At 62.6% G+C, this 25,894-nt stretch carries 34 protein-coding genes and 1 riboswitch; of the genes, 24 read left to right on the plus strand and 10 right to left on the minus strand.

Annotated features, from left to right (window positions below):
• Window positions 1-16: 16 nt before the first annotated feature.
• On the minus strand, window positions 17-229 hold the full coding sequence (locus AC07UB_RS07870) for a hypothetical protein (protein WP_492792504.1): 213 nt from the start codon (window positions 227-229) through the stop codon (window positions 17-19).
• 248 nt (window positions 230-477) lie between these two features.
• Here AC07UB_RS07870 and AC07UB_RS07875 point away from each other — a divergent pair, with 248 nt between their 5' ends.
• The 4 genes from AC07UB_RS07875 to AC07UB_RS07890 all read left to right on the plus strand — a co-directional run bounded on the left by AC07UB_RS07875 (window position 478) and on the right by AC07UB_RS07890 (window position 5,637).
• Window positions 478-2,127, plus strand: coding sequence for a FecR domain-containing protein (locus tag AC07UB_RS07875; protein WP_492792503.1), 1,650 nt, complete (start codon window positions 478-480; stop codon window positions 2,125-2,127).
• A 126-nt stretch (window positions 2,128-2,253) separates the two neighbouring features.
• On the plus strand, window positions 2,254-3,297 hold the full coding sequence (locus AC07UB_RS07880) for an MBL fold metallo-hydrolase (protein ID WP_494651472.1): 1,044 nt from the start codon (window positions 2,254-2,256) through the stop codon (window positions 3,295-3,297).
• Window positions 3,298-3,363: 66 nt separating this feature from the next.
• Window positions 3,364-4,917: a DUF4403 family protein gene (locus AC07UB_RS07885; protein WP_494651470.1), complete on the plus strand. Its 1,554-nt coding sequence runs from the start codon at window positions 3,364-3,366 to the stop codon at window positions 4,915-4,917.
• A 213-nt stretch (window positions 4,918-5,130) separates the two neighbouring features.
• Entirely contained in the window at window positions 5,131-5,637 is a 507-nt protein-coding gene (locus AC07UB_RS07890) for a transglycosylase SLT domain-containing protein (RefSeq protein ID WP_492792500.1), read from the plus strand.
• 32 nt (window positions 5,638-5,669) lie between these two features.
• Here AC07UB_RS07890 and AC07UB_RS07895 read toward each other — a convergent pair whose 3' ends face one another.
• Window positions 5,670-7,166 carry a hypothetical protein gene (locus AC07UB_RS07895; protein ID WP_494651469.1) on the minus strand — a complete coding sequence of 499 codons (1,497 nt, stop codon included), beginning with the start codon at window positions 7,164-7,166 and terminating at the stop codon, window positions 5,670-5,672.
• Between the two features lie 277 nt (window positions 7,167-7,443).
• Window positions 7,444-7,554: riboswitch (TPP riboswitch) on the plus strand.
• On the opposite strand from AC07UB_RS07895, the gene AC07UB_RS07900 reads away from it, so the two are divergent.
• From AC07UB_RS07900 to AC07UB_RS07930, 7 genes are all read left to right on the plus strand, one after another.
• Complete coding sequence (locus AC07UB_RS07900) at window positions 7,542-8,561, plus strand: FAD-dependent oxidoreductase (RefSeq protein ID WP_494651467.1); 1,020 nt, start codon at window positions 7,542-7,544, stop codon at window positions 8,559-8,561. (Overlaps the previous riboswitch by 13 nt.)
• A complete protein-coding gene (thiS, locus tag AC07UB_RS07905) occupies window positions 8,552-8,749 on the plus strand; it encodes a sulfur carrier protein ThiS (protein WP_492792497.1) in 198 nt (65 codons plus the stop codon). Before AC07UB_RS07900 ends, thiS begins: the two co-directional genes overlap by 10 nt.
• Before the next feature lie 2 nt (window positions 8,750-8,751).
• Entirely contained in the window at window positions 8,752-9,543 is a 792-nt protein-coding gene (locus tag AC07UB_RS07910; RefSeq protein WP_494651465.1) for a thiazole synthase, read from the plus strand.
• Window positions 9,530-10,138 (plus strand): thiamine phosphate synthase, encoded by a 609-nt coding sequence (locus AC07UB_RS07915; RefSeq protein ID WP_492792495.1) that lies wholly within the window; start codon window positions 9,530-9,532, stop codon window positions 10,136-10,138. The genes AC07UB_RS07910 and AC07UB_RS07915 overlap by 14 nt, the downstream gene beginning before the upstream one ends.
• A 23-nt stretch (window positions 10,139-10,161) precedes the next feature.
• Window positions 10,162-12,093 carry a phosphomethylpyrimidine synthase ThiC gene (gene thiC, locus AC07UB_RS07920; RefSeq protein WP_494651464.1) on the plus strand — a complete coding sequence of 644 codons (1,932 nt, stop codon included), beginning with the start codon at window positions 10,162-10,164 and terminating at the stop codon, window positions 12,091-12,093.
• A 188-nt stretch (window positions 12,094-12,281) separates the two neighbouring features.
• Window positions 12,282-12,752, plus strand: coding sequence for a hypothetical protein (locus AC07UB_RS07925; RefSeq protein ID WP_494651462.1), 471 nt, complete (start codon window positions 12,282-12,284; stop codon window positions 12,750-12,752).
• A 96-nt stretch (window positions 12,753-12,848) separates the two neighbouring features.
• Window positions 12,849-13,028, plus strand: a complete 180-nt coding sequence (locus AC07UB_RS07930; protein ID WP_494651460.1) for a hypothetical protein — start codon at window positions 12,849-12,851, stop codon at window positions 13,026-13,028.
• A gap of 92 nt (window positions 13,029-13,120) precedes the next feature.
• On the opposite strand, the gene AC07UB_RS07935 is transcribed toward AC07UB_RS07930, so the two are convergent.
• The gene (locus AC07UB_RS07935) at window positions 13,121-13,576 is read right to left on the minus strand and encodes a hypothetical protein (RefSeq protein WP_494651459.1); all 456 of its coding nucleotides are present in this window, start codon (window positions 13,574-13,576) and stop codon (window positions 13,121-13,123) included.
• A 1-nt stretch (window position 13,577) separates the two neighbouring features.
• On the minus strand, window positions 13,578-14,255 hold the full coding sequence (locus AC07UB_RS07940) for a hypothetical protein (protein ID WP_494651458.1): 678 nt from the start codon (window positions 14,253-14,255) through the stop codon (window positions 13,578-13,580).
• A 180-nt stretch (window positions 14,256-14,435) separates the two neighbouring features.
• Between AC07UB_RS07940 and AC07UB_RS07945 the strand changes: the two genes are divergently transcribed.
• The 3 genes from AC07UB_RS07945 to AC07UB_RS07955 all read left to right on the plus strand — a co-directional run bounded on the left by AC07UB_RS07945 (window position 14,436) and on the right by AC07UB_RS07955 (window position 16,413).
• Window positions 14,436-14,864 (plus strand): YeeE/YedE family protein, encoded by a 429-nt coding sequence (locus AC07UB_RS07945; protein ID WP_494651456.1) that lies wholly within the window; start codon window positions 14,436-14,438, stop codon window positions 14,862-14,864.
• Window positions 14,865-14,868: 4 nt separating this feature from the next.
• Window positions 14,869-15,336 carry a DUF6691 family protein gene (locus AC07UB_RS07950; RefSeq protein ID WP_494651455.1) on the plus strand — a complete coding sequence of 156 codons (468 nt, stop codon included), beginning with the start codon at window positions 14,869-14,871 and terminating at the stop codon, window positions 15,334-15,336.
• A gap of 180 nt (window positions 15,337-15,516) precedes the next feature.
• Window positions 15,517-16,413 carry a YiiG family protein gene (locus tag AC07UB_RS07955; RefSeq protein ID WP_494652651.1) on the plus strand — a complete coding sequence of 299 codons (897 nt, stop codon included), beginning with the start codon at window positions 15,517-15,519 and terminating at the stop codon, window positions 16,411-16,413.
• 80 nt (window positions 16,414-16,493) lie between these two features.
• Here AC07UB_RS07955 and AC07UB_RS07960 read toward each other — a convergent pair whose 3' ends face one another.
• Together AC07UB_RS07960 and AC07UB_RS07965 are read right to left on the minus strand one after the other, a co-directional pair.
• Complete coding sequence (locus tag AC07UB_RS07960; protein WP_492792488.1) at window positions 16,494-16,931, minus strand: hypothetical protein; 438 nt, start codon at window positions 16,929-16,931, stop codon at window positions 16,494-16,496.
• Window positions 16,932-17,055: 124 nt separating this feature from the next.
• Window positions 17,056-17,499, minus strand: a complete 444-nt coding sequence (locus AC07UB_RS07965) for a hypothetical protein (RefSeq protein WP_494651452.1) — start codon at window positions 17,497-17,499, stop codon at window positions 17,056-17,058.
• A 96-nt stretch (window positions 17,500-17,595) separates the two neighbouring features.
• Here AC07UB_RS07965 and AC07UB_RS07970 point away from each other — a divergent pair, with 96 nt between their 5' ends.
• On the plus strand, window positions 17,596-17,793 hold the full coding sequence (locus tag AC07UB_RS07970; protein ID WP_494651450.1) for a hypothetical protein: 198 nt from the start codon (window positions 17,596-17,598) through the stop codon (window positions 17,791-17,793).
• A gap of 72 nt (window positions 17,794-17,865) precedes the next feature.
• On the opposite strand, the gene AC07UB_RS07975 is transcribed toward AC07UB_RS07970, so the two are convergent.
• Window positions 17,866-18,132, minus strand: a complete 267-nt coding sequence (locus AC07UB_RS07975) for a DUF2277 domain-containing protein (protein ID WP_492792485.1) — start codon at window positions 18,130-18,132, stop codon at window positions 17,866-17,868.
• Window positions 18,133-18,382: 250 nt separating this feature from the next.
• On the opposite strand from AC07UB_RS07975, the gene AC07UB_RS07980 reads away from it, so the two are divergent.
• The 6 genes from AC07UB_RS07980 (at window position 18,383) to AC07UB_RS08005 (ending at window position 21,863) form a co-directional block, all read left to right on the plus strand.
• Window positions 18,383-18,640: a helix-turn-helix domain-containing protein gene (locus AC07UB_RS07980; RefSeq protein ID WP_492792484.1), complete on the plus strand. Its 258-nt coding sequence runs from the start codon at window positions 18,383-18,385 to the stop codon at window positions 18,638-18,640.
• Window positions 18,641-18,690: 50 nt separating this feature from the next.
• The gene (locus AC07UB_RS07985) at window positions 18,691-18,921 is read left to right on the plus strand and encodes a hypothetical protein (protein ID WP_492792483.1); all 231 of its coding nucleotides are present in this window, start codon (window positions 18,691-18,693) and stop codon (window positions 18,919-18,921) included.
• A gap of 25 nt (window positions 18,922-18,946) precedes the next feature.
• The gene (locus AC07UB_RS07990) at window positions 18,947-19,888 is read left to right on the plus strand and encodes a hypothetical protein (RefSeq protein ID WP_492792482.1); all 942 of its coding nucleotides are present in this window, start codon (window positions 18,947-18,949) and stop codon (window positions 19,886-19,888) included.
• Complete coding sequence (locus tag AC07UB_RS07995; protein WP_492792481.1) at window positions 19,885-20,577, plus strand: YoaK family protein; 693 nt, start codon at window positions 19,885-19,887, stop codon at window positions 20,575-20,577. Before AC07UB_RS07990 ends, AC07UB_RS07995 begins: the two co-directional genes overlap by 4 nt.
• Before the next feature lie 104 nt (window positions 20,578-20,681).
• Window positions 20,682-21,233: a hypothetical protein gene (locus tag AC07UB_RS08000; RefSeq protein WP_492792480.1), complete on the plus strand. Its 552-nt coding sequence runs from the start codon at window positions 20,682-20,684 to the stop codon at window positions 21,231-21,233.
• A gap of 276 nt (window positions 21,234-21,509) precedes the next feature.
• The gene (locus AC07UB_RS08005; protein WP_492792479.1) at window positions 21,510-21,863 is read left to right on the plus strand and encodes a hypothetical protein; all 354 of its coding nucleotides are present in this window, start codon (window positions 21,510-21,512) and stop codon (window positions 21,861-21,863) included.
• Window positions 21,864-21,914: 51 nt separating this feature from the next.
• On the opposite strand, the gene AC07UB_RS08010 is transcribed toward AC07UB_RS08005, so the two are convergent.
• The 3 genes from AC07UB_RS08010 to AC07UB_RS08020 form a co-directional block, all read right to left on the minus strand.
• A complete protein-coding gene (locus tag AC07UB_RS08010; protein ID WP_492792478.1) occupies window positions 21,915-22,685 on the minus strand; it encodes a DUF169 domain-containing protein in 771 nt (256 codons plus the stop codon).
• Between the two features lie 148 nt (window positions 22,686-22,833).
• Window positions 22,834-23,340, minus strand: a complete 507-nt coding sequence (gene bfr / locus AC07UB_RS08015) for a bacterioferritin (protein WP_492792477.1) — start codon at window positions 23,338-23,340, stop codon at window positions 22,834-22,836.
• A 135-nt stretch (window positions 23,341-23,475) separates the two neighbouring features.
• Entirely contained in the window at window positions 23,476-23,751 is a 276-nt protein-coding gene (locus AC07UB_RS08020; RefSeq protein WP_492792476.1) for a (2Fe-2S)-binding protein, read from the minus strand.
• A 238-nt stretch (window positions 23,752-23,989) separates the two neighbouring features.
• Between AC07UB_RS08020 and AC07UB_RS08025 the strand changes: the two genes are divergently transcribed.
• The 3 genes from AC07UB_RS08025 to AC07UB_RS08035 all read left to right on the plus strand — a co-directional run bounded on the left by AC07UB_RS08025 (window position 23,990) and on the right by AC07UB_RS08035 (window position 25,788).
• Entirely contained in the window at window positions 23,990-24,595 is a 606-nt protein-coding gene (locus AC07UB_RS08025) for a pyridoxamine 5'-phosphate oxidase family protein (protein ID WP_494651446.1), read from the plus strand.
• A 25-nt stretch (window positions 24,596-24,620) separates the two neighbouring features.
• The gene (locus tag AC07UB_RS08030; RefSeq protein ID WP_494651444.1) at window positions 24,621-25,115 is read left to right on the plus strand and encodes a CinA family protein; all 495 of its coding nucleotides are present in this window, start codon (window positions 24,621-24,623) and stop codon (window positions 25,113-25,115) included.
• A 280-nt stretch (window positions 25,116-25,395) separates the two neighbouring features.
• Window positions 25,396-25,788, plus strand: coding sequence for a hypothetical protein (locus AC07UB_RS08035; protein WP_492792473.1), 393 nt, complete (start codon window positions 25,396-25,398; stop codon window positions 25,786-25,788).
• Window positions 25,789-25,894: the final 106 nt, after the last annotated feature.

Here is a 25,894-nt window from a genome sequence, read left to right on the forward strand (position 1 = left end):
ACTCTTCAACGCATTGTTATTCAATGTTTTTTAACCACGTTTGCGCGGCTGGAGCGCCATCATCCACAGGAGCGACAGCAACACTGACTTTTTGCGCGGGGAACGCCTTGCTAGCGTTGCGCGTTACATCCGCCGACTGCGGACCAATGACCGCCAGCGTTGAGCCAAGGGAGCTTCCCATGACCATCGTCGGACGTTTGAGTGTTGTGGCAGCGTATGCGTCGATCATCTTCGTCGGTGCGATCGTTCTAGGCCTGTTCTAGCAATTGCTGGCCCAGCAATCTGAACGGTCTTCGCGCGCATCCAGGCCGCGCACGATCCTGTTTTTTAGCGACCACGGGCATCGATCCGGCTGATATTCCCCGTAATAATGCAATGAATAACCCGCATCGTGCCGGGCGCGGCGTTGCATCGCCCTGACCGGACTGCCAAGTTCGAGACTCTTGGTTTTTCCATTTTCCCCGACAGGTGTTCTTCGTGAGAATTTGTGGCGGCCTGCTTGTTGCTTCGCTGATTTTCTGTTGCGCATACGCATCCGCCGCACAGGCGGCTTCCGGTCTTCAACTCGCTCAGGCGACAACACCCGCACAACCAGCACCCGCCGCGCAGCCCGCGGCACCCGCCGATCAGCCACCCGCAGATCCGGCGCAGTCCGCCGATGCCGACACTGACGAGCCTGCCGGCAACGTCGCGACCTTGCAGGGCACCGCGACGGTGACACGCAACGGCATGACCGGTCCGCTGAAAATACAGGACGAGATTTTCAAGGGCGACGTGCTCCAGACCGGCAAGAGTTCGATGCTCGGTGTGACGTTTACCGACGACACCACGCTCAATCTCTCCGCCAGTTCGCGGATCGTCGTGGATAATTTCGTTTATCAGGACGGCGGAAAGGACAACGCCGCGCTGATCAATGTCACACGCGGCACCATGGCCTTCGTCGCCGCCGCCGTCGCCAAGACCGGCGACATGAAGATCGAGACGCCAACCGCGACGCTCGGCATTCGCGGCACCACCGGCGTCGTAGAAGTGCCAGAAGGCGCCGCGGCAGCCAGCAGCGCCAAAAATGTCGGCGTCAAACTTTATCCCGATGCCGACGGCAAGGTCGGGCGCATCGAAGTCAAGGCGCGCGACGGCGCGCCGCTCGGAATGCTGACGCAAGGCGCGAGCGGCTTCACCGTGCGCGGCACGATGGTGAGTGGATTCGGCATGCGAATGGCGGTCATGCCGATGGTCATGTCCGCGCAACTGATCGCGCGTGATCGCGGCTTCATGCAGCGCGTCCACAACATGCAAGGTATCGGGCGGCGCATCGTCGCGGAGCAACGCAATTTCCGGATGCAGAATCCGCAGCGCCCGCCCGCATTCGGACGGGGACCGCAACAGCGCGGCGGCTTCAATCAACCGGGCCAGCAGCAGCGCCCCGGACTCAATCAGCCCGGAAATCAGCGCGGCGGAGTTAATCAGCCAGGAAACCAGCCCGGTCAGCGCGGACAACAGCCCGGTCTCAATCGTCCGGGCCAGCCCAATCAGCCGGGACTGCGCAACCAACCGGCGCAACCCGGCCAACCGAACCGTCCGGGGCTCAATCAACCCGGTCAGCCGGGACGACCGGGTCTGCAAAACCAGCCGGGACAGCGCGGCGGCTTGCAGCCCGGCATCGGTCAGCCGGGGCGACCCGGATTGCCAAATCAACAAGGCGGAATGCAACGGCCACCCGGTGTGCCGAACCAGCTCGGACATCGGCCCGGATTGCCGAACCAGCCGGGATTGCAACGACCGCCCGGAGTACAGCAAGGCATTCCGCAAAGGATGCCCGGACAAACTGGATTGCCGCGGCAAACCGGCATGCCAAGTCCTTCTAACGTAACAGGTCCGTCCGGCGTGCCGGGCGGATTCCAGCGGCCATCCGCCATGCCGGGCGCGATACAGGGCGCAGACGGTATTCTCAACCGGCTCGGTGTGCCGAACATCCCCGGCGTCCCAAGCCGTGCCGCCGTTCCGCAAGTGCCGGCCCAGCGCATGCCGGCGGGATTGCCGCGCGCAGGACAACCCGCGCTGCCGACCGCGCAGAAAAAGCTCCCGCAACTGCAAAAACTGAAGCCGCCGCCGAAAGACCTTCGATAATCCGCACACGGTCATTGTGCCGCGCGACGCGAGGGGCAGCGCGCGGCCTTGACGTGCCGCGAAACAGGTTTCAATTGTATCTTCAGCGACGCAGGCCACGGCCGTCATGCCGCCAGGGAGCTTGCCATGATCTTTCGCCAGTTGTTCGACAGCGTCTCCAGCACTTACACGTACCTGCTGGCCAGCCGCAAAGGCGGCGAGGCGCTGATCATCGATCCTGTGTTTGAGAAGGTCGATCATTATATCCGGCTGCTGCACGATCTCGATCTCAAGCTCATCAAGGCGGTCGACACGCATCTCCATGCCGACCACATCACGGGGCTCGGCGCGTTGCGCGACAAGACCCATTGCATCACCGTGATGGGAGAACAAAGCGGCGTCGATGTCGTCTCCATGCGGGTGTCGGACGGCGACCGCATCGGCATCGAAGGCCTGAGCCTCGACGTGCTCTACACGCCCGGCCACACCGACGACTCCTACAGCTTCATCCTTCCCGATCGTGTGTTCACCGGCGACACGCTGCTTATTCGCGGGACCGGCCGCACCGATTTCCAGAACGGCGACCCGCGCGCGCAATACGAATCGATCTTCGGCCGGCTGCTGAAATTGCCGGACCACACGATGATCTTTCCGGCGCACGATTATAAAGGCGATACCGTCTCCACCATCGGCGAGGAGCGCGCCCACAATCCTCGCCTGCAGGTCAAGTCGGTCGATCAGTATGTCGAGCTGATGAACGGCCTGCATCTGCCGAACCCGAAGATGATGGACGTGGCGGTCCCCGCCAACCTCCATGTGGGACTTGTGCAGGAGGACGTTGCGTTGCGCGGCTGGGCCGTCTCCGCTTCGCAGGCAAAAGAACTTGTCGGGCATCCGGGCGTAGTTCTCATCGACCTGCGCGAGCGCAGCGAGCGCGAGAAGCATGGCGTGATTCCCGGCTCGATCCATGCGCCCTATCCGGATCTCGAGGACAACGTGAAGGCCGGCGGCATTCTGCATGAGCTTGCCGCGGCCTCGCACAGCCGCCTGCTGTTCTACTGCGCGTTCGGCGAACGCTCCGCCATGGCGGTGCAGGCCGCACAGGCCGCAGGACTGACCGCCGCCTGCCATATCCGCGGCGGTATCGATGCATGGCGTACGGCCGGCGGTAACATCACGCGCAACGGCTGACGGCGCGGAACTGGCGCACACGGCGCAACGGCTGTAGCATCGCGCCATCATGCGTCTGGAGTCGTTATGCGCGTAAAGATCATTCTGCTGGGATTGGCGGCTCTCGTCGTGTCGTTCGCCGCGAGTCTTTACGCGATGAACACTTTCTGGCCCCCCGTCGTCCAGAAACCGGTGCTCGCGGCATTGCCGCCGCTGCCGCCGGTCTCGCGCAATTCCGAAATTCTCACGCCCATCGCGGTGTCGATCACCGCGCTGCGTGACGCGCTTGATCGCGCCGCGCCGCGCAACATCGGCGGCAAGGCCGACAATCCCGTCAGCCAGATTCTCCAGAATGCCGACATCAACTGGACGGTGACGCGCGGACCGATCGCGGCGTCAGGCGTGCAGAACGCGCTGGCGCTGTCGACGCCGCTCGACGGCAAGCTGACCGTGCTGGGTTCAATCTCGGCGGCGAGCGGATCGGCGCTCGGCAACGTGCTGGGAAATGTTCTCGGCAGCAATGCCGCCAAGCAACTCGGCAACATCTCGATCAAGCAGTTGAACGCCAACGCCGCGATTCACGGCAATGTCGCGATCACCGCGCGTCCTGAAATTTTGCGCGAGTGGCGCATCGATCCGAAGCTGACCGCGCAGGTCAATCTCGGCGAGAGCAGCCTCTCGGTCGCCGGCGCAAAGATCGCGGTGCCTGCGCAGGTCAAGCCGCTGATCGACAAGACCGTCGCCGAGCAGATGGGAGTCCTGCAGCAGCGGCTGCGCAACGATCGCTCGCTCGAACAGAACGCGCGGCGCGAGTGGGCGAAACTTTGCCGCTCCCTCCCCTTGCCGCCCGCAGCCGCGGGCATGCCCACGCTGTGGCTCGAGATGCGGCCGGTGCGCGCCGTCGCGGCGCAACCGCGCATCGACGCCAACAACGTCAACCTGATGCTCGGCCTGCAAGCGGAGACACGCGTGCTGCCAGCGGAGACCAAACCGGACTGTCCGTTTCCCGCGACGCTTGAGATCGTGCCGCCGCCCGAGCGCGGCCGCATCGCCATCGGCGTGCCGATCGATCTGCCTTTCACCGAAGTGAACAAGATCGTCGAGGTGCAGTTGAAAGGCCGCACCTTCCCCGAGGACGGCAGCGGCTCGGTCGACGTCACCGTCAAAAGCGCAAGCGTCACCGCGGCCGGACAACGGCTGCTGATTTCGCTGCTGGTGAACGCCAGGGAAAAGAAGAGCTGGTTCGGCTTCGGCGGCGAAGCGACGATTCACATCTGGGGACGCCCGGTGCTGGATCAGGCGCAGCAGATTCTGCGATTGACCGACCTCGAACTCGCGGTCGAATCCGATTCCGCGTTCGGCCTGTTAGGGGCCGCCGCACGTCCGGCGATTCCCTATCTGCAGCGCGCGCTGGAACAACGCGCCACCATCGACCTGAAAACATTCGCCGCCAACGCGCAGCAAAAGATTTCCGGGCTGGTTACGGAATTCCGTCAGAACGACGACGGCATCCGCATGGAAGCATCGGTGAGCAGTATCCGCCTCGGCGGCATCGCATTCGACTCCAAAACGCTGCGCGTGATTGCGGAGGCGGAAGGCTCGATCAGCGTGGCGGTGACGGCGCTGCCGAATCTGCAGTGAAATCCTGCTCGTCATTGCAATATCAGGACTTCATTTTGCGGCTTCATCCCGCTAAATCATTCACATCATGGAACTTATTTCGTGACATGATGTCTCCACATTTGTTCCGCATTGGAACTCTTTGCGCCCGCTGCCGTTGAGCCGGGCCATTCGTCGCGCCGGCGTTGCATCCCGCGTTGGACTCATTTCCATTTTCTCGTTGAGGACACACACATGAAACGTATTTTGCTCGCCGCAGCAGCGGCGATGATGCTGATTCATCCGGCAAGCGCGCAACGCGCGAACTACGAGCAGATGGTGGCGAGCCACGCCGCCGCGAACGGCGTTCCCGCCGAACTCGTGCATCGCGTGATCGTGCGCGAGAGCCGCTACAATCCGCGCGCCGTGAGCAAGGGCAATTACGGCATGATGCAGATCAAGCTCGCGACCGCGCGCGGCCTTGGCTACACCGGCACCGCGCAGGGCCTGCTCGATCCGGACACCAATCTCACCTACGCCGTGAAATATCTCGCGGGCGCCTATCGCGCCGCGGGCGGTAACCACAACCGCGCTGTCTCCTATTATGCCGGCGGATATTATTATGCCGCAAAACGTCAGGGACTGACACCGCGTCAGCAGATTCGACAGGCGCAGGCTGAACCGTCGATCTCACTGTTCGATGCAAACGCGCAGGAAGTTGAGCGTCCCGTCCGGCATCATCGCCACCGCCATCATCACTGAGAAAATTGAGCGCTGAGTTAACAGAGCCGGCTTCAGTTTGAAGCCGGCTTTATTTTTGAGCCGGTCGCAGCGTCCGGCTTGCGAACGTGAACGACAGCGCGATCGTCGGCATAGATCCGCTGCCAGCCATCAAGATGATCGAGCAGCCCGACCGCCGGAGTCGCGGGTGTCAGCAACGTCGCATCGATCTTGTAGGTTTCGAGCAGGCCCAAAAACGAATCCACATTCTTCAGTGCGAAAGCCTCGAGCGCGGTGACGACGAATTTTTCGCCGTACAATTCCGCGCGGCCGTCGAAGAAGGTCGGGATGCCCTGCGTGATGAGATAACCGCCGAACCCGGAATTGTGCAGGATTCGCGCAGCCTTGCGCTCCTTCAGCACATCGACGGCCGCGGCGGGGGTCTGAACCGCCATCGGTGTGAATGTGTGATACGCGGCGAACGCCCACGTCGCACTGACCGCCGCAAGGATCACGACGACAATGCCGGCAATGCCGCGCGATGCGCGCACGTGATCGCCGGTCTGGCCGAGTTGCTCCGCCAGTGGCTTCGCCAGCACCAGTGGCGTCAGCAGCGCGAACACCTCGATATTGCGACTGTGCGAGAGCGCCATGTGCAGCAACCCGAGCACCAGCAGGATGCGCGTCGGCGTCAGCACGATGCCGCGCCAGAGCGCAGCACCAAGCGCCGCCAGCAAACAAATCTCGAACGGACCGAGGCTGCTGAAATCCGCCGGCTGCCATTCGGGGATCAGCGGCATTGCACCGCCGAGATCGAGAATCTGCCGCGCGGCCAGCAGTGAATTCCAGCCATAGGGCGTGAGGCAGCTTGCGGCGAGCGCGCACAGGCCGAACGCCGCCCAGCGCAGCGCCAGCGGAATGCGCCGCGATGCATCGGCATTCCATAGTGCTTCGAGCGCGAACGGCGCGACCAGCGCCACGCCCAGCACGAAGCCGCCATGAAGATTTGCCCACAGCACGATCAGCGGCAGCAGCCAGTACGAAGGCGTGGTGCGATTGTCGCTGGCCGTGACGAGACCGTTGACCCAGGCCACCATCACCGGCAGCGCGAGGAGATGCGGTCGCGCGAGAAAATGGTGTGCGGATAAAATCACCGCCGCCATCGCTACGATGATCGCATGGGTCGCGGTGAACCGCTGGCAGAGGATATGCGCCAGCAGCGCGAACGCGGCAGACGCCGCGAGCGAGGCAAGGATCACCGGCCCTGCCCATCCGATGGCGGAATACGAGGCCGCATAAAGCACCTGCGCCAGCCACGAGGAGGAGATCCATGGCGCGCCGAGTTTGGTGAAGGAGTAAATGTCGGTGATGGGCAACGCGCGATGATCGATGATCCATTGCCCGATCGCGATCTGCCAGTAGGTGTCGGCATCCTGCAGCGAGCGATTGCCGCCGAGCACCATCAACAGAAAGAGGCCCGCACCGAGCCACAGCCACGGCGGCACCTGGCCGACAGCTTTCGCAAGCGTGCCCGGCGTCTGCGCGATGCCGTTGTGCCCGGCGATGCTCATATGCGGTCCTGAACCCGGAAAAGAAGTTCCGCGATCTAACCACCGGCGGCATAATTCCCGGTAAATTTGGACCCGGATTTTCTCTCCAGAATCGCAAGAAACCGGCCCCAAATGGCCTTTATTCGCGCGCGGCAAGGTCAACGAACCCTTACCGCGGTTTTCAGCTTGGCTGCGCCTTGCATTGCGAAATGCAAAAGCGCGTTTCCACGATGCGGAAAAGCGGTGCGCCCCGGCGCCTCCGCCCATTGAAACCGGGGGGTATCGGGTCTATCGTAATGATTGTTCCGAGGGGGGCTCCGGCGTGGAGCTGAGATACCGCGTGTTGCGCGGTGACCCTTTGAACCTGATCCGGGTCATGCCGGCGAAGGGACAGGGATGTTGCAAGAATCATCATCTCCGCGAGGAGAGTCTTCCGTCAACATTATAGGTGCGGGCATCGCCGGTTCATGGCAGGCGCTGCTGTTTGCGCGTGCCGGTTATGACGTGACGCTGCATGAGCGTGGCGACGCTGCGATGATGCAGGCGACCAGCCATTTCGCCGGCGGGATGCTGGCCCCCTGGTGCGAACGCGAAGCCTCCGAACCGGTCATCACCCGCCTCGGCATCCGCTCGCTCGATCTGTGGCGCGAGCAGCTTCCCGAGACGCCGTTCAACGGCTCGCTGGTCGTGGCGCATCCGCGCGACCGCACCGACTTCGAGCGCTTCGCCAAGCTCACCACCGACCACGACCGTCTCGACGCCGGCGGCATCGCCGAACTCGAGCCATCGCTCGACGGGCGATTCCGGGAGGCCTTGTTCTTCGCCGGTGAAGGTCATGTCGAGCCGCGCACCGTACTGCCGAAACTGCACGCGAAGCTGGCCGAGGCTGGCGCGACCATCCGGTTCAACAGCGACCGCGACGTGAAAGATGATGCCGACGGCATCGTGATCGATTGCCGCGGCCTGAGCGCGCGCGACACATTTCCCGATCTGCGCGGCGTCAAGGGCGAGATGGTGATCGTCGAAACGCCCGAGGTGCAACTGTCGCGCCCGGTGCGGCTGATTCATCCCCGCTGGCCGCTCTATATCATTCCGCGTGACGGCAATCGCTTCATGATCGGCGCGACCAGCATCGAAAGCGAGGACACCGGCGTCAGCGTACGCTCGGCGCTGGAATTGCTGACCGCCGCCTATGCTGTGCATCCGGCGTTTGCCGAAGCGCGCATTGTTGAAATCGGCGCGGGCCTGCGTCCCGCCCTTCCCGACAACCTGCCGCGCATCGCCATCGACGCCACGCGTATCTCCGTCAACGGGCTTTATCGCCACGGCTTCCTGCTGGCGCCTGCCCTTGCGGAACTGACGCTGGCCTTTGTCGAGCGCGGCGCCATCGACAACGAGGTGATGCAATGTTCCTGATCGTCAACGGCGAGCGCCGCGAGACCAAGGCCACGCGCGTCGATGCGCTGCTGGCCGAGCTTGAATATGAAGGCGCGCATCTGGCCGTCGCCGTGAACTACGACGTGGTGCCGCGCGCGCGCTGGGCCGACACGCCGCTCAACGACAACGACGCGGTGGAAATCCTCACGCCGCGGCAGGGAGGATGAGCATGTCCTCGACCGTGAAATTCTACGACAAGGAATTCTCGTCGCGCCTGCTGATCGGCAGCGCGCTGTATCCGTCGCCGAAGATCATGCAGGACGCGATCCGCGCCTCGGGCAGCCAGATCGTCACCGTGTCCGTGCGCCGCGAAACCGCCGGCGGCAAGACCGGCGACCAGTTCTGGTCGCTGATCCGCGAACTCGATGTAACGGTCCTGCCCAACACCGCGGGCTGCAAGAGCGTGCGCGAGGCTGTGACCACCGCGAAGCTGGCGCGAGAACTGTTCAACACGCCGTGGGTCAAGCTCGAGGTCATCGCCGACGACGAAACGCTGCAACCCGACGTGATCGGCCTTGTCGAAGCCGCATCGATCCTCACGAAAGACGGCTTCGAGGTGTTTCCTTATTGCACGGAGGATCTGAGCGTCGCCATGAAGCTGGTCGACGCCGGCTGCAAGGTCGTGATGCCGTGGGCCTCGCCCATCGGTAGCGCGCGCGGCATTACCAATCGCGATGCATTGAAGCTGCTTCGCCAGCGCCTGCCGGACATTACGCTGGTAGTCGATGCCGGCCTCGGTGCACCGTCACACGCCGCGGAAGCGCTCGAACTGGGCTTCGACGCCGTGCTGCTCAACACCGCCATCGCCAAGGCCGACGATCCGGTCCGGATGGGCAACGCCTTCCGCCTCGCCGTCGATGCCGGCCGTGCCGGATATGAAGCGGGCCTGATGGGCGCGCGCGATTTCGCTTCTCCTTCAACCCCTGTCGTTGGGACACCTTTCTGGCATGTCGTATCCTGATCGCTTCTATCCCGTTGTCGATACTGTCGCGTGGGTCGCGCGGCTGACCAAGCTCGGCGTCGGCACCGTGCAATTGCGCGCCAAGGACCTCGACGACGCAGCGGCTCTGACGCTGGTGCGCGAGGCGCTCGCCGTCACCAACGGCACGCCGACCAAGCTCGTGGTCAACGACTACTGGCGCGCCGCCATCGAATGCGGGGCGGAGCATCTGCATCTCGGGCAGGAAGACATCGCCGACGCGGACGTCGCCGCCATCAAGCGCGCAGGCCTCACCCTCGGCATCTCGACTCATGACGAGGACGAACTCGACAACGCGCTCCGGAACAAGCCGGACTACATCGCGCTCGGTCCGATCTTCCCCACGACGCTGAAAGCCATGCGCTTCGCGCCGCAGGGTATCGAGCGCATCACCGCATGGAAGCTGGTGATCGGCGACATTCCACTGGTCGCCATCGGCGGCATCAAGCTCGAACAGGCCCGCGAGATTTTCGCCGCGGGCGCGAATTCCATCGCCGTCGTCAGCGACGTGACCCAGAACGCCGATCCGGACGCGCGCGTGCGCGCCTGGCTCACCGATTATTCAGAAGCTGCCTGAGACATCCTTCAAAGGAGGACGCCATGAACAAACCAATCAACACGGCCGACCTGAAGCCCGCCGTCACCACCGGCAACCTGCCGGCCTCGCGCAAGATTTACGTCACGCCCGACGAGGCCGCGGATGTGCGCGTGCCGCTGCGCGAGATCATTCTCTCCGAGGGCGCTGGCGAGCCGAACCTCCCGGTCTATGACACCTCCGGCCCCTACACCGATCCGAACGTCATCATCGACGTCAACGCGGGCCTGTCCCGCGAACGCATCAAGTGGGTGAAAGAGCGCGGCGGCGTCGAGGAATACGAAGGCCGCGACATCAAGCCGGAAGACAATGGCAATGTCGGTGCCGCACACGCGGCTGCGCAATTCAAGGCGCACCACAAGCCGATCCGCGGCGTCGGCGACGCCATGATCACGCAGTACGAGTTCGCGCGCGCGGGCATCATCACCAAGGAGATGATCTACGTCGCCACCCGCGAAAACCTCGGACGCAAGGTTCAGCTTGAACGCGCGGAAGCCGCCCTCAAGGACGGCGAGAGCTTCGGCGCGGACATCCCCGCCTTCGTCACTCCGGAATTCGTGCGCTCCGAGATCGCGCGCGGCCGCGCCATCATCCCCTGCAACATCAACCACGCCGAACTGGAGCCGATGATCATCGGCCGCAACTTCCTGACCAAGATCAACGCCAACATCGGCAATTCGGCCGTGACGTCATCGGTCGAGGAGGAAGTCGACAAGATGGTGTGGGCGATCCGCTGGGGCGCGGACACCGTGATGGATCTCTCGACGGGGCGCAACATTCACACCACGCGCGAATGGATCCTGCGCAACGCGCCGATTCCGATCGGCACCGTGCCGATCTATCAGGCGCTGGAGAAGTGCGACGGCGATCCGGTCAAGCTGACGTGGGAGCTGTATAAAGACACGCTGATCGAGCAGTGCGAACAGGGCGTGGACTATTTCACCATCCATGCCGGCGTGCGGCTGCCGTATATCCATCTCACCGCCAACCGCGTCACCGGCATCGTCTCGCGCGGCGGCTCGATCATGGCCAAGTGGTGCCTCGCCCATCACAAGGAGAGCTTCCTCTACACGCACTTCGACGAGATCTGCGATCTGATGCGCAAGTACGACGTGTCGTTCTCGCTCGGCGACGGCCTGCGTCCCGGTTCGATTGCAGACGCCAACGACCGCGCGCAGTTCGCCGAACTCGAGACGCTTGGCGAACTCACGAAGATTGCGTGGGCCAAGGGCTGTCAGGTGATGATCGAAGGCCCCGGCCATGTGCCGATGCACAAGATCAAGATCAACATGGACAAGCAGCTCAAGGAGTGCGGCGAAGCGCCGTTCTATACCCTCGGGCCGCTGACCACCGACATCGCGCCGGGATACGATCATATCACGTCCGGCATCGGTGCTGCGATGATCGGCTGGTTCGGCTGCGCGATGCTTTGCTACGTGACGCCGAAGGAGCATCTCGGCCTGCCCAACCGCGACGACGTCAAGGTCGGCGTCATCACCTACAAGATCGCGGCGCATGCCTCCGATCTGGCGAAGGGCCATCCGGCGGCGCAGTTGCGCGACGATGCATTGAGCCGCGCGCGGTTTGACTTCCGCTGGGAGGACCAGTTCAATCTCGGCCTCGATCCGGAAACGGCGCGCAGCTATCACGACGAGACGCTGCCGAAGGAAGCGCATAAGGTCGCGCATTTCTGCTCGATGTGCGGGCCGAAGTTCTGCTCGATGAAGATCACGCAGGACGTGCGCGACTACGCCGCGACCCTCGGCGACAACGAGAAGGCCGCACTGAACCTCGACGGCAAACTCCCCGGCGTCGGCATGTCGATGTCCGGCGTGATCGAAGACGGCATGGCGCAGATGAGCGAGAAGTTCGTCAAGATGGGCGGACAGGTCTATGTCGAAGCGGAGGCCGTGAAGGAAAGCAACAAGGTCTTCTGAGCCTCGTCATTGAAGCCAATCGAACGGCGGGTTGCGCGAACGCGCAGCCCGCCGTTTTCGTGTGCCCTTCGAAAAATAATCCCGCGAGCTTGTACCCGCGATAGTTGAACTGCGGCCAGATCACGCTAACCTTGGCGGCGGGGAAGAAGGCGGGCGATTTCACGAGCCCGTCGTACAGGGCAAGACAAATGACAAATGTATTGAATGCGGTCGGCGTATCCCGCCGGCGGGCGATTACTGTTGTTTTCCGGACTTTGATTTTAGCTGCGGCCAGTCTGGCCGTGACCAGCGTCGAGCCATCGGCCGCTGCGGACGGCGCCAAGCTCACCCTCACCCGCGTCAGCGGATTACAATATGCGGGCGTGCCGGCGACAGTGAACGTCAACGGCCAGAAAGTGGCCAGCCTTTGGGGCGGATCGTCGGCCACCGTCGATCTTGCACCGGGCGCGAAAACCATCACCGTCGATGCATGGTCTTATCCCGGCAGTTGGACCCACACCCTGAACGTCAAGCCGGGCGCCCGCTACACCATCGAGATCTCGCCACGCGACGGCAGCGCCGCGTCAGCCGTGCTCGGCCCGGTCGGCACCGCGATCGAAGCCAGCTCGAAGAAAAAGCAAGGCGGCGCATTCCAGATGCGTGTCGTGACGGCGCGTTAGCCGGATCGCACGGCCGCGGATAAGCGAAGCTCGTCGAGATGGGCGGACAGGTCTAATGTCGAGGCCGACGCCGTGAAGGAGAGCAACAAGGCGTTGATGGGTTCGACGCTGCACATGCTCAAGATCGCAACGGCGCTGGGGGTTCTCAGCGTCGTCACTTTATCTGGCACAGCCTTTGCTGCGCAATTGACCGCCGCCGATCGCGCATGGACCGACACCTGCATGGCGCAACGCACGGCGAGCAACGAACAGCCTTTGAGGCTACGGAAATATTGAGCGCACCTACCCGCCCGCGCATCAGATGTGCAGGAAGGAAGTGAGTTTGCAACGCCATCGTGAAATCGGACGACTGCCCACTTATCGCCAAACTATTTGCCGTTCGTCATGCGCCTTACCATCTCCTCGATCATCGAAATATCCCGTTCAATCTCCCCTGCGATTTGGCCTGCGCGCTCTGGCGAAATGACTTTTCCTTCCTCGCAATCAAACACGATACCACCGGTGGCCTTGGCATAAGCGCCGCCCGCCATGTACGCGGCGATGCCTTCGTAAGGATTTCCGGTCCAGCGAAATGCAAGAGCGAATTTCCAGCTATGACCGAACTCGACGTCGGAAAGTTCGGCCATTAATTCGGCAGCGCTCCAGTGATCGCACTCAAAGGCAGCCTGCCTGTCCCTGAGTTGCACCGGCAATACACCCTTCAAGTCGGCGAAAGGCAGCCCCGCGAACAGCCGCAACGGAAAGCCGCTGGCATCAATCGCCTGTTGCCATGCAGTAATCGACGGCAGCTGCACGTCTGACAGGACATACAATTCCATCGACATCTCAAACTCCCATAGCATTCAGCATGGAATGTATCCGCGCGACATACATCGTAGGATCAAACCTGCCTCGTCGATACTTTCGGGATGGGCCGCGCACAACATTCAATTCGAAAACAGGTGTATTCGATGTGGCACCCGTTGCTTCGCGAAGCGCGTTTGCCCTCGCTGGCCTTATTCTCGCATCGCCTGTTTTGACATCATAGATGGCGATGACGTCACCCTGAATATTGCGCAAGATAACATCGGCTCTAACGGTGCCTAAAAGTCCGTAGCGAGGGTCGCTATCGCTCAAGCTAAAGCTACGTTCAATATCTCCTAAGCCTGGAATGCCCAATTTTTTGACTTCGATTTCAAATGCAATGTGCACCGCTGTGCCATAAACACCCGGATTCATCGTCGGAAGAAAATCAAGTTTTTCCATAACACGAACCAACGCGTCACTAAGCGCCTCAGTTGCCTCGTCAATTGTCGGGATGCCGGTGAGAAAGCCGGACGACGTCGTAACCTGAACACCACCACCACTCGTCCACCGTCCCCACTCATCGCGCGGCTGGTCATGGTTGAACCCCGCTTTGAATGCGACGTGCATAAATCTCATGAACTTCAACTCGACTTTGATGTCGAGAAGTTCGCTCTTTAATCCGAGCAGGTCCCTCCGGGTTTCCTTCAGCAAATCCATCCAACATCGCTCCAATCAGACAAAACCCATATCGGACTTTATTCCTATTGTCAATCCATCAAATTGATGTGCCCAGTCCTGTTCCAAGGGATAAACGGGTATACGACGACGTGGGACTGTCACCCGGTATGCGAGCTGCTCCGACAACTGATTATCCAGCGCTTGTGATAGGCTCACCCCATGCACAATCTCACACCTCTCTCCGGTCTTCTCGGCGGCGCGCTGATCGGGCTTGCTGCTGCGATGCTGATGCTGTTCACCGGGCGCATCGCGGGCATCAGCGGCATCTTCGGCGGACTTCTTTCACCAACAGCAAGTGATCGCGGCTGGCGCATCGCCTTTCTTGCGGGCCTGATCGCGGCACCGATCATCGCAGCACTGCTCACTGGCGCGGCACTCCCCTCGCCTGCGATGCCCGCGAGCCTGATCGTGATTATCCTCGCCGGTCTGCTCGTCGGGTTCGGCAGCCGCATGGGCGGCGGCTGCACCTCGGGTCACGGCGTGTGCGGTGTCGCGCAGCTGTCGGCGCGCTCGCTCGTTGCCACCGCGGTCTTCATCGTCGCGGCGATCATCACTGTCGCCATCGTGCGTCACGGTATGGGAGGCTGATGCGATGCCGCTCGTTCTCGTAAGCTTCATTTGTGGACTCATCTTCGGCGCGGGCCTCTTGATCTCCGGCATGACCCAAACCGGAAAAGTGCTCGGCTTCCTCGACATCTTCGGCGCGTGGGACGCGACGCTGGCGTTCGTGATGGCGGGCGCCGTCGCGGTCACCAGCATCGGGTTTGCGCTGGCACGGCGACGTGGCACTCCGGTCTTCGCCGCGCAGTCGCTCTGGCCGACGCGCAAGGACATCGATGCGCCGCTGGTTTCGGGCGCAGTCCTGTTCGGCATCGGCTGGGGACTGGTCGGGCTTTGTCCCGGCCCGGCTTTGGTCAACCTCGCGGGCCTCAGCCTGCCGGTGATCGTCTTCGTCGCCGCGATGGCCGCCGGAATGGTCGGTCAGGATATCTGGAGCAAACGAAAGACGGTCGCGCCCATAACGCGCGAGACCGCCGTCGTCACATCTACCGACGGTTAGCGATCAGCAACCGTCGCGCATCAACCATACGCCGGCTTGACCTCGGTGTTTTTCACGGCTGATGTCGAACCGTTTGGCGCGTCATGCCGACACACCACCGTGTTCAACAGGGCGACCGGAGCCATGCGAAGCAGACCCGTTTCCACACGAACCCTCATCGCCGCGTTTGTCGCGGCATGCATGGCCTACCCGGCAGCAGCGCAAACAAAGCCCCCGGCCTCGCCATCCGAAGCTGCGTTGACGGAAAAGATGAACGCCTACGTGGGCTGCATCAATCGCCTGTCCGAGCGCTCCTACAGTTCCCGCAGCCGCTATTTCAGCTGGGCCAAGCAGAGCGGGCCGACCGGCAAGGAGCGGATCATCTACGGCACATACACGATCCATGACACGTCGGACTGCCGCAAGAATGTAGAGAAGGCCAACGCGCTGGAACCGCGCGATGCCGAACTGGAAGCGTCTGCGTCGGCTTACGCCGATGCCGTCAGCAAGCTGGAGCCGCTGCTGAAGGAGACGGACGACTACTACACCCAGGAGAACTACAAGGACGACAAGATGGCCAAGGGGAAGGCGCTGCATCCCCAGCTTGTCGCGGCGTGGGATGCCTTTGCAAAGGCGGACAAGGATTTGCGCCGCAATGTCGAGGTCATCAACGACAGGCGCGCGCTGGAGCGGCTTGCCGAGATCGAGCGCGGCGAAGGCCGCAAGGCGCGCTATCATGTGGAAGCGCTGATGATCCAGGCCAAGCGCGTGTTGCGGGCACAAAATGCCGACAAGCCGGACATGGTCGCGATCACGCAAGCGCTGAACGACTACGAAGCCGCCATCAAAGGCGTCGAAGAGGTCGCGAACGCCGATGGCGGCCAGAAGATCGGTTCAATGTTCACCAGCAGCGCCAAGTCGTTCCTGACGTCGGCAAAACAACTGATGCGCCGTGTCCGCGACAAGGTGCCTTACAGCAGCGGCGACAAGATGATGCTCAACGCGGGCAGCGGCTGGATGATCGAGGGATCGCCTGAGCGGCTGCTGCGCGACTACAATCAGCTGATCGAGTCCTACAACCGCGGCGCGCGCATCTAGATCGCGCGCCGGACAGCGGACTGCTCGAGTCCACGACTTGAGGGAGAAAGGCGCGCCGGGATGCGGCGCGCTTTCGCTTCTTACTTCAGCGTAATCGCGAGTCCGCTCAGGTCCGCGTTGGCCATCAAGCCGACCTGCCGCCCGGAGAGTTCGAGCACCGCGCCCTTCTGGTTGGTCAGCACGATGGCGCGCGCGCCGCTGCCGACCGCGATGCCCGCGCCCGCAGCGCCATAGACACCCGCGACGTCCGAAGGACGGTTGATGTTGCTGACCCGTCCGCGCAGCACCGTCTTCGATCCGCCGAACACAAGGCCGTAGTCCAGCCCGCCGGCAGAGAGCCGATAGCTCCTGCCCCGGAAATTGAGCGTGCCGCCGCCGCCCGAGCCGCCGATGAACCAGCCGGCCTTGTAGACCGTGAGCGACACGGTGCCCGAGTCGGCCTGCGCTGCGGATGACAGGCCGATGCCTGCGAACGCGAGAGCGATCGCCGCGGCGCGAAGGACGGATAATCGTTGCATGTGGTTTCCCCGGATTGTGTTGAGTTTGATGAACAGGCGCTTGCGAAAACGCATCACAGATGAGTCGCGCGAAGCTTACCCCATGGGGCGGATTCGCGCAGCCCAAACGGCATGATCGGCCGCCCTATCCCCGCGGACATTCCCTGTAGCCGAACCGGTCGATGATCTGCGCGCCGGAGATGGTGCTGAATTCCAGCCTTGTGAGATAACCCTTCTCGACAATGTATTGCCGCAGTTTCGCGTTGTAGGCATTCAGCATCCGGTTGGTGGAGCCCGCGTTGATGACATTCCTGTTCGCGCCGCGGCCATGGCCGGCGTGAAACAGCAGCCGCGCGCTGCGCTCGACGCAGACGTTGCGCACGCCGAGAAACAGCGTGCAGTTCGATTGGCAATGGCCGCGAATCCGAAACAGTTCGCCGCTGGCGTTGGCCTGATCGATGGCGGGCTGGAATTTCTCGATCCATCCGCCCTGGCTGAAGCGGTCCGACGTGTCGGCAAAAACAGGCGAGACCAGACCTGCCATGGACGCGCAGGCGCAGGTGAGCAGCAGCGCAACGACACATTTCATCGAATGCCTCCGGGCCTGAGCGGCTTTGTGTAAGGTTAACTCGTTGTCCGGCAGCGACAAGACCATTGCGAGCGCCCGCGCCGAGGCATAGCTTTCATGCCAGACATTGAACGCTGCTTTTTTGAGTCGGCGTTCAACTGCCCGACGGTCAAACACATCAAGAAGTGGATTATGACAATGTTGGCGGAAATCTTTTTATTGAAACTTGAAGCCCTGCTGCGCGTGGCCGCGATCGACCTGCGGGCCGGATCGAGCGATCCGCGTTTCGTGCCGGTCGCGCTGCCGCGCCGCTAAAGACGAGCGGACCCCGCGAACCAAAAGCAGCGGGCTGCCCGCTTGCTTCAGCCACACCCGCCTTCTGCCGGCTTAACCGAACCGCGCCTTGCTGCGCTCCCTTGCCTTTTCCGCTTCCACCTCGCGGTCGCGCGCCGGCGCGTGGGTGTGCAGCGACGTCAGCAATCGCCGCGCGACCTCGGAAACATCGGCGACGGCGCGGTTGAACGCATCTTCGTTGGCCTTCGACGGCGCGTTGAAGCCGGACAGCTTGCGCACGAACTGCAACGCCGAGGCGTGGATTTCATCCTCGGTCGCCGGCGGCTCGAAATTGAACAGCGTCTTGATGTTGCGGCACATGGCCGATCTCCTTGTCCATCGCGGGCCCGATATTATTCGCTCTGAACCGGGCCGGTTTAAAGGCTTAAGGGACTGCGCGCGCAGGATTTTCCCGCGGTTCCATCCGGTTCCAATTCGTGAGTTCCATGAAGGGGTTAGAGCGCCGTTAGGAAATTGTTAACTATATCGGCCCACCCTTTTTTCAGGGCTGAGATCGGAGAACTTTTAACAGTCTGCGTCCTTCGTGGACACGGATTTGGTGGAGGTCTCGATGACCCAAGACACAGCACATCACATCGCCGGAATTCTGCCGCCGAGCGGTCCCGCCATCGCGCCGAAGCGCGTGGTCCGGCTGCTGATCGGCGCCACCGTCGGTGAAATCGAACGCGAACTTATCGTGCAAACGCTGGCCCGCTGCGGCGGCAACCGCACGCACGCGGCGCGCGTGCTCGGGGTCTCCGTGCGCACGCTGCGCAACAAGATCCGGCAGTATTCCGCTGACGGCGTCGAGGTCCCGGCGCATCACTAGCGTTGATGGAGCCTCGCAATCGGGTTACGGTTCCTTGCTGAGGAACAGACATGACCAGACTGACCAGAATGATACTCGCGTGTGGGGCCGCGACGGTGCTTGTGGCCCTGCTCGCCGCGTCGTCGGCGCAGGCCGCCGGCACGCCGGAGCAACGCCGCGCCTGCCGCAAGGACGCGATGACCTTCTGCCGGCAGTTCGTTCCCAATGTGGAGCGCATCACGGCCTGCATGGAGCGGAACGTCTCGAAACTGTCCCCGCTCTGCCGGAAGCAATTCAGGTAGCCGCCGGCACGGTCGCGAGGCACGAATGCACATTCCCGCCACGCTCGATCAGGCTCGCTGCATTCTGGCGATCATGCTGCGTGTCGCGGCCGCCGAGGGGCCGCCGACCGAGGCGGACAAGGAAAGCATCGCAGCAGCCACTCGCTATATTTTCCAGCTTGAGCCGCAGTTCGGCCTCGCCGGGTTGATGCCGCTCAGTCCCTCGCGGGTCAGCGCACTTGCGTCCGACGCCGATCTCGCCCGCCAGGCCGTGAGCTTTGCAACCGTCATCGCGCTGCTCGACGGCACGATCAATGTCGAGAAACTTCACGCCGTGATCAAGCTGGCCGGCACGCTCAAGGTACACGACGAATTCGTCGACGACCTCGCGCGGCTTGCGGCGGGCAAACTCTCCGACGCCATCGATCACATGACCCTTGCCAAAATCGAAAGCGTGACCGGCCGCAAGTGGACGACGGCGGAGGCGGACACGTGGCTGCGGCCTTACAACGCCGAGCCCGATCCCGCACTTGCGACGCGGTTTCACGCGCTGGCGCGGCTGCCGGGCGATACGTTCGGCTACGCCTTCGCGGCCTTCTATGACGAGAACAACTACGCCTATCCCGGCGAACCAACCGCGCTCAACTTCGCCCTCTCCGTTCCGCACGATTCCGTGCATGTGCTGGCCGGTTACGACACGTCGCCGCGCGGCGAACTGCTGACGTCGGCGGTGTCGGCGACCATGCATCGCAATCAGGGGATGTCGGGTCATGTGCTGCCGGCGATCCTGAGCGGACATCTCGGCATTCCAATCGACGATGCCGCGGGTGCGGCCACCGGCGCGCTCGATCCGCAGGAGTTCTGGTACGCGTGGGCGCGGGGTGAGGACACGGCGGCGGACCTGTTCGGTCCTGACTGGAATTTCTGGTCGGCGGCGATCCAGCCGATCGCGGCTGTGCGTGACGTGGTGGGGCTCATCCCCACATGAATCAGCTCACCCGCACCAACGTCGTCGCCGCACTGCTGTCGTTCAACGGCGGCTTCGTCGACACCGCTGGCTTCCTCGGGCTCAATGGCCTGTTCACGGCGCATGTCACCGGCAACTTCGTCACGCTCGGACACGCGCTGGTCGAAGGCAGTCACGGCATCATTGGAAAAATTCTCGCGCTGCCGGAATTCATCGCGGTGATCGCGCTGGCGCGGCTTGCGGGTATCGTCCTGCGGGCGCGTGGTCTGCCTGCGCGGCCGATCCTGCTCACCGTGAAGGTCATGCTGCTCGCCGCCTTCTTCGGGCTCGCGGTCGGCTTCGGTCCGTTTCCGGATGCCAACACGCCGGCGGCGCTGCTGACCGGCTTCGCCGGGGTCGCCGCGATGGCGATGCAGAACGCCGTGCAGCGCGTGCACATGGCGAACATGCCGCCCTCCACCATGATGACCGGCTCCACCGTGCAGGCGACCATCGACGCGGTCGACCTGCTTGTCGGCACGACGCCCGAACAGGCTGCGCCTGTGCGCTTTCGCTTCAGCCGCCTTGCGCTCACCATCGGCTTCTTCGCGATCGGCTGCGCGGTCTCCGCGACCATGTATGTTTTTGTGGGCTTCTGGTGCCTCGCGCTCGCGGTCGTGGTCGGCGCGGTGGCGTCGATCATCCATGTCGAGGAAGCGCGCACGGCATAAAGGCGCTTGCGCCCTACCCGCTCCGGTTGCAGATTAAAGGCTGGGCCGGGGATGTCGTTGTGCGTGGTGTCGCGTTCGCCGTGATGACAGCAGGATTGTGCGCGATGCTTGCCGCATGCGCATCGCCTGATCCCTATGTGGTCAATCCCGCGACCACGACCTCCGGCAACTGGAAAATCGAAAAGCAGGTCGATCGCATCACCGGCGTGCCGGTGCCGAGCGCGATGCTGATCATCGACAACGCCTCGAACAGTTTCGCCGACTACGCCAAGCCGGCTTCGATGCAGCTCACCTGTTTCGAGGGCAAGCCGATGGTGCGCTTCGCTTTCGAATTCAAGGTCGGCACCGACCCCAACTCGACGCTTGGTTATCGCTTCGACGAGAAGCCCGGCCACGACAATGTCGCGGCGCGCTTCCTTCAGGAATACCGGACCGTGGTGATCGAGGACCGTGCCGCGGTCACGACATTCGCCGGCGAACTCGTGAGCTCAAGCGGTCTTGTCATACGCATCCGCTCGCTCGCGGCCGGGCGCACCACGGCGGAGTTCAAACTCGACGGCGCGCCCGCTGCCGTTGAGGCCGCCTTCGCGGGCTGTCCGCTGACGCCGCCGCCCGCGCCCGAGACGAAGAAGAAACGCGGCCACGCCAGGGCGTGACGGGGACTTCACCTCGCCCCGTTTACGGGGAGAGGTCGGATCACGCAGTGATCCGGGTGAGGGGCGCCAGCGTTCGGTCGTTACAAAAGCCCCTCACCCCGACCCTCTCCCCGCTTGCGGGGAGAGGGAGCAAATCAATTGTTGGTACAGCCATGCTGCGCCGCATCGTGCCTCATCTATGCGCAGGAGGAACGTTGCACGCCCGACGGGTTTGTCTCGACGGTCTTGCGCGACTCTCCGAAACTTTGCGCGAGTCCTTGACGTCCGGAGGATCGCATGAGGTGGCCATCGCGCGTTGCCCTGATGATTCCGCTAATGCTGTTTGCCACGACGACCTTCGCGGTCGATCGCGGACAGTTTGCCGACGTACCCGAACACATCCGGAAATGGTTCAAGGATGCGCGCAGCCCCGCCGGCGTGCCGTGCTGCGATGTCTCAGATGGACACCGCACCGATTACGATGTGCGCGGAGGCAACTACTGGGTGCCGATAGAGGGCACGTGGTGGCTGGTGCCGGAGAAAGCAATCATCCGCACCGGCGGCAATCCCACCGGCGGCGCGGTGGTGTGGTACGTGACCCTTCGCGGCAATATCGAGATCACTTGTTTCGTGCCGGCCGATGGGTCGTGAGCCATACAGCACACAGGCATCACGGGGACGACTCGCTGAAATATCGCAAACCTACTTCCGCCCCGGATAACTCACAGCCATGCCCGCGCGCACGTCCTGCTGCACGCCGTATTGCGCGAACGGATAACGGAATCCGTTCTTCGACAGCGCCTTCATGCCGGCGATGGCGCTGACGAGATATTCCGGCGGGGTCGCCATCAGCATTTCCTCGTCGAGCACGCCGCCATAGCGGCGCTCGGCGAAACACGGAATCGACAGGCTCGGCAATCGCGTGGTCAGCGCGCGGCCCCATGAGTCGGCGCAGGCGGATTCGCCAACCACGCTCCAGTCGAAACGCTTGTAGCCAGACCACTGCAATCCGTTGATGAAATAGATCATCGCGCCGGGCGTTGCGTAAAACAGCGCGATGTCCGGCGGATCGAGCTTGCCCGACGACAGCGGCCCGACCGCGAGCGCGTCGTATTGCCCATCCGGCACGCAATGCATCGCCTCCTGGTGCGCCTGCGCATCCTGCTGCGTCGAGAACCACACGCCGGTCATGTGCTGTCCGGATTGCCATGTCTCGGTCTTGGCGCCGCCGAGGCCGACCACCGCGCGGCATTGCGCGCCGACCAGATCGTCGCTGGTGATGCCGACCGTCCAGCCGATCCGCGCCGCCTGCGCCACGATCTGGTCCAGCGTGTGCACGGATTGAGGCCTGCGGATTTTCGGGATCGCCTCCATGTCCTCGCGCCGCGTGAACATCTTCATGCCGAACGGGATCGAACGCAGCTTCAGCAGCGAGTCCAGATCGCCGACGATCGCAGGCCAGTCATATGTCATCGCGTTTCTCCCGGTGTTCTTGTTATCGGTGAGGCTAAAGCATTTCGCGGCGAAGGGGAGCGCCAAAAGAAAAGCCCGGAGCCGCAACGAGCGGTCCGGGCTTTGATCGTAACAGGCATTTGGTGGCCAACGGCCGATCCAAACGAATTCAGTGGCCGCCGCCCTCCGGCGCATTGTCGTCGCCGATGCTGCCGACATGCTTCTGCTCGTAGAGCTGGATGCCGATGCGCTCGACCAGATCGATCTGGGTTTCGAGGAAATCGATGTGATGCTCCTCGTCCTTCATGATGCTCTCGAACAGGTCGCGCGAGACGTAATCCTTGATGCTGTGGCAGTAGGTCGCCGCTTCCTGATACAGCGCGCGCGCGCCGTTCTCGGCGGCGAGATCGCATTCCAGGATCTCCTTGACGTTCTGGCCGATGCGCAACGGGTCCAGCACCTGCATGTTGGGGAAGCCGTCGAGGAACAGGATGCGGTCGGTGAAGCGGTCGGCGTGGTGCATCTCCTCGATGGATTCCTTGCGCCACTGCTTCGCCATGTCCTTGAGGCCCCAGTGGTTGAGCAGCCGGAAATGCAACCAATACTGGTTGATCGCGGTCAGTTCGCTCCGCAGGCCCTTGTTGAGGTAGTCGATGACCTTGGGGTCGCCCTTCATGATTCACTCCATCGCGGACCGTCCCAGGGACGGTCAAAATCTAATTTAGAAACGTTCTAAATCAGATTCCACGCGAGTACAACCCCTCGCCGAAGTTATCGGCAGGAGGCTGAAAATATCAAACGGTGAAATGACTTAGCAGGCAGCTTGGGCGAACAGAGCCACAGGCTCCGGATTGGCCTCGGCGGCGTCATGCTGCTGGCTATGGGGGCATCCCGAGCAGCAGGACTTGGCGCAGGCGCCAAGGGCTTCGTCCATGATCTTCTTGATGGTCCGGGCGCAACGGCCGCACTCGGCGCTACAGCCGAGGCATCCATAGACCTGCCCCGCTGTGCGCGGAAAATCCTTGGCTTGAGTCACAACGTTACGCACGTCGTGGTCGGTCAGGACGTTGCAGGAACAAACGATCATGGACTGCTGGGCAAAACCTGTGGGGACTGTTGATCCACAGGTATGGGAGCGAAGCCGCCGATGCAAAAGGAAAACAGCTACTTTTAAGCTATTCCAAACTGGCTTCGCGCTTCGCAGACAGTTTGGAATCGATCTAATCTGATTTTCAGAAAGCGATTTGAGCCCTGTGGCGCAGCCTCCAAATGCATGACGCGGCGGATTGGGTTAAACGTGACAATCGCAAGAACGGGAGCACCGCGTGGCGCATATCGGACCTGAAGACCTCGGCACCATCTATGCCCCACCGACCGAGCGCGTGATCGCGAAACAGCTCGCGCGCATCGATCGCCACGCCGCGAACTTCATCGGCCTGTCGCCGTTTTGCGTGCTGGCGACCTCAGGGCCTGACGGCACCGTGGATGCCTCGCCGCGCGGCGGCAATCCGGGCTTCGTCCATATCGAGGGCGAGACGCGGCTTCTGATGCCGGACCGCCCCGGCAACAACCGCATCGACAGTTTCCGCAATGTGCTCTCGGGCTCGGGCTATGTGCAGCTGATCTTCTTCGTGCCGGGCCTCGACGAGACGCTGCGCGTCGGCGGCCAGGCAAAGCTGTCCACGGACGCCGATCTGCTGGCGACGATGATCGAATTCGGCAAGCTGCCGCGCGCGGTGCTCGATATTGCAGTGGCGGAAGCCTATTTCCACTGCGGCAAGGCGCTGATGCGTTCGAAACTGTGGTCGCCGGACTCGCGCGTCGCGCGCACAGCACAGCCGAGCATCAGCGAGGTCATCCACGAACAGACCGGGCAAGGCACGCCCGAAAGCCAGGAAGAGGTCGAGGCGCGTTACAAGACGCAGCTCTGACCCAACCAAAACCGAAAGCCTCACCATGGAAAAGCTGCTGCCGCTCGCGGAGAAAATCGCCGCGTCCCTGATCGCGCGCAAGGAAACCATCGCCGTCGCGGAATCCTCCACCGGCGGATTGATTTCAGCAGCGCTGCTCGCGGTGCCCGGCGCGTCCGCCTACTACCGCGGCGGCGGCGTGATCTACACGCCGCGTGCGCGCGCTGCGCTGGTGAACATCACCAGGGAAGAGATGGAAGCTCTCGGCAACCGCGGCGCGACCGAGCCCTACGCCATGCTGCTCGCAAACCGCGCAAGCGAACTTCTCAACACGACGTGGGGTCTCAGCGAAACCGGCGCGAGCGGACCGTCGGGCAATCGCTACGGCGACGCCGCCGGACATTCATGCATCGCGATTGCGGGACCTCGGCCGCGCGTCATCACGCTCGAGACCGGCGACAGCGATCGCATCGCCAACATGCGCGCCTTCTCGCTGCGCGCGCTGGAATTGTTCGCGGAAACCATCGGCTTGTCCCGCTGAACAATATTTCGCAAAACGCCCCTGATGCGAATTATTCAGCATTTCCGGGCCGAATCAGCATCGGCGCGAGTGCGTTCATGCAGATGAACGGCGCTCAAGTTTGATGTGCGAGTGTGACAAGTGAAAAAATAACACTGATTTTGCGGAACAATTCGGGGCCGAAAACCTTAATGGAGGGTAAGCGCCGTTATCCCTGAATAATTAACGACTTTCATCGCATTTTCGTCACATATGCCCCCTACGCCCCGTTGTCATCAGCCCACATACTGAAGTGAGAATTATGCGAAAGTTTGTAATCGCGATCGCTGCTGTTGCCGCACTGTCCTCTTTCAGTGCGCCTGCATCTGCCCAGGACGCCGTGATGTACCAGGACGGAGAAACCGCAGCCCCCGCTCCGAAGAAGCTGTCGATGTATCAGAGCGCCATGAGCGAAGTCGCGATCCTGCGCTATCGCACGGCTCTCAAGCTCCGCGCCGAGCAGCAGAAATACTGGCCCGCCGTCGCCAGCGCATTGCGCGCGCTTGCGCGCGAGCCGCAGGTCAACGAGGCCGCCGTGCGCCGCTTCGCGCCTGCCGCGTCCGCGCTGTTCGCCCGCCTCGACGACCAGCAGAAGCAGACCGCGATGAGCCTTGTGCAGCGCGCCGGTCTCCAGCAGTACGCCTCGATGTTCTAAGCGGCCCGCCCGCGATTCATCGCGCGGCATTCGATATTCAAACGGCGCTTCGCATTCGCGAGGCGCCGTTTTTCTTTTGCGCCAGCACAATCCAATCATGGCGAGA

Source organism: Afipia sp. GW821-FHT04G03 (assembly GCF_059419985.1).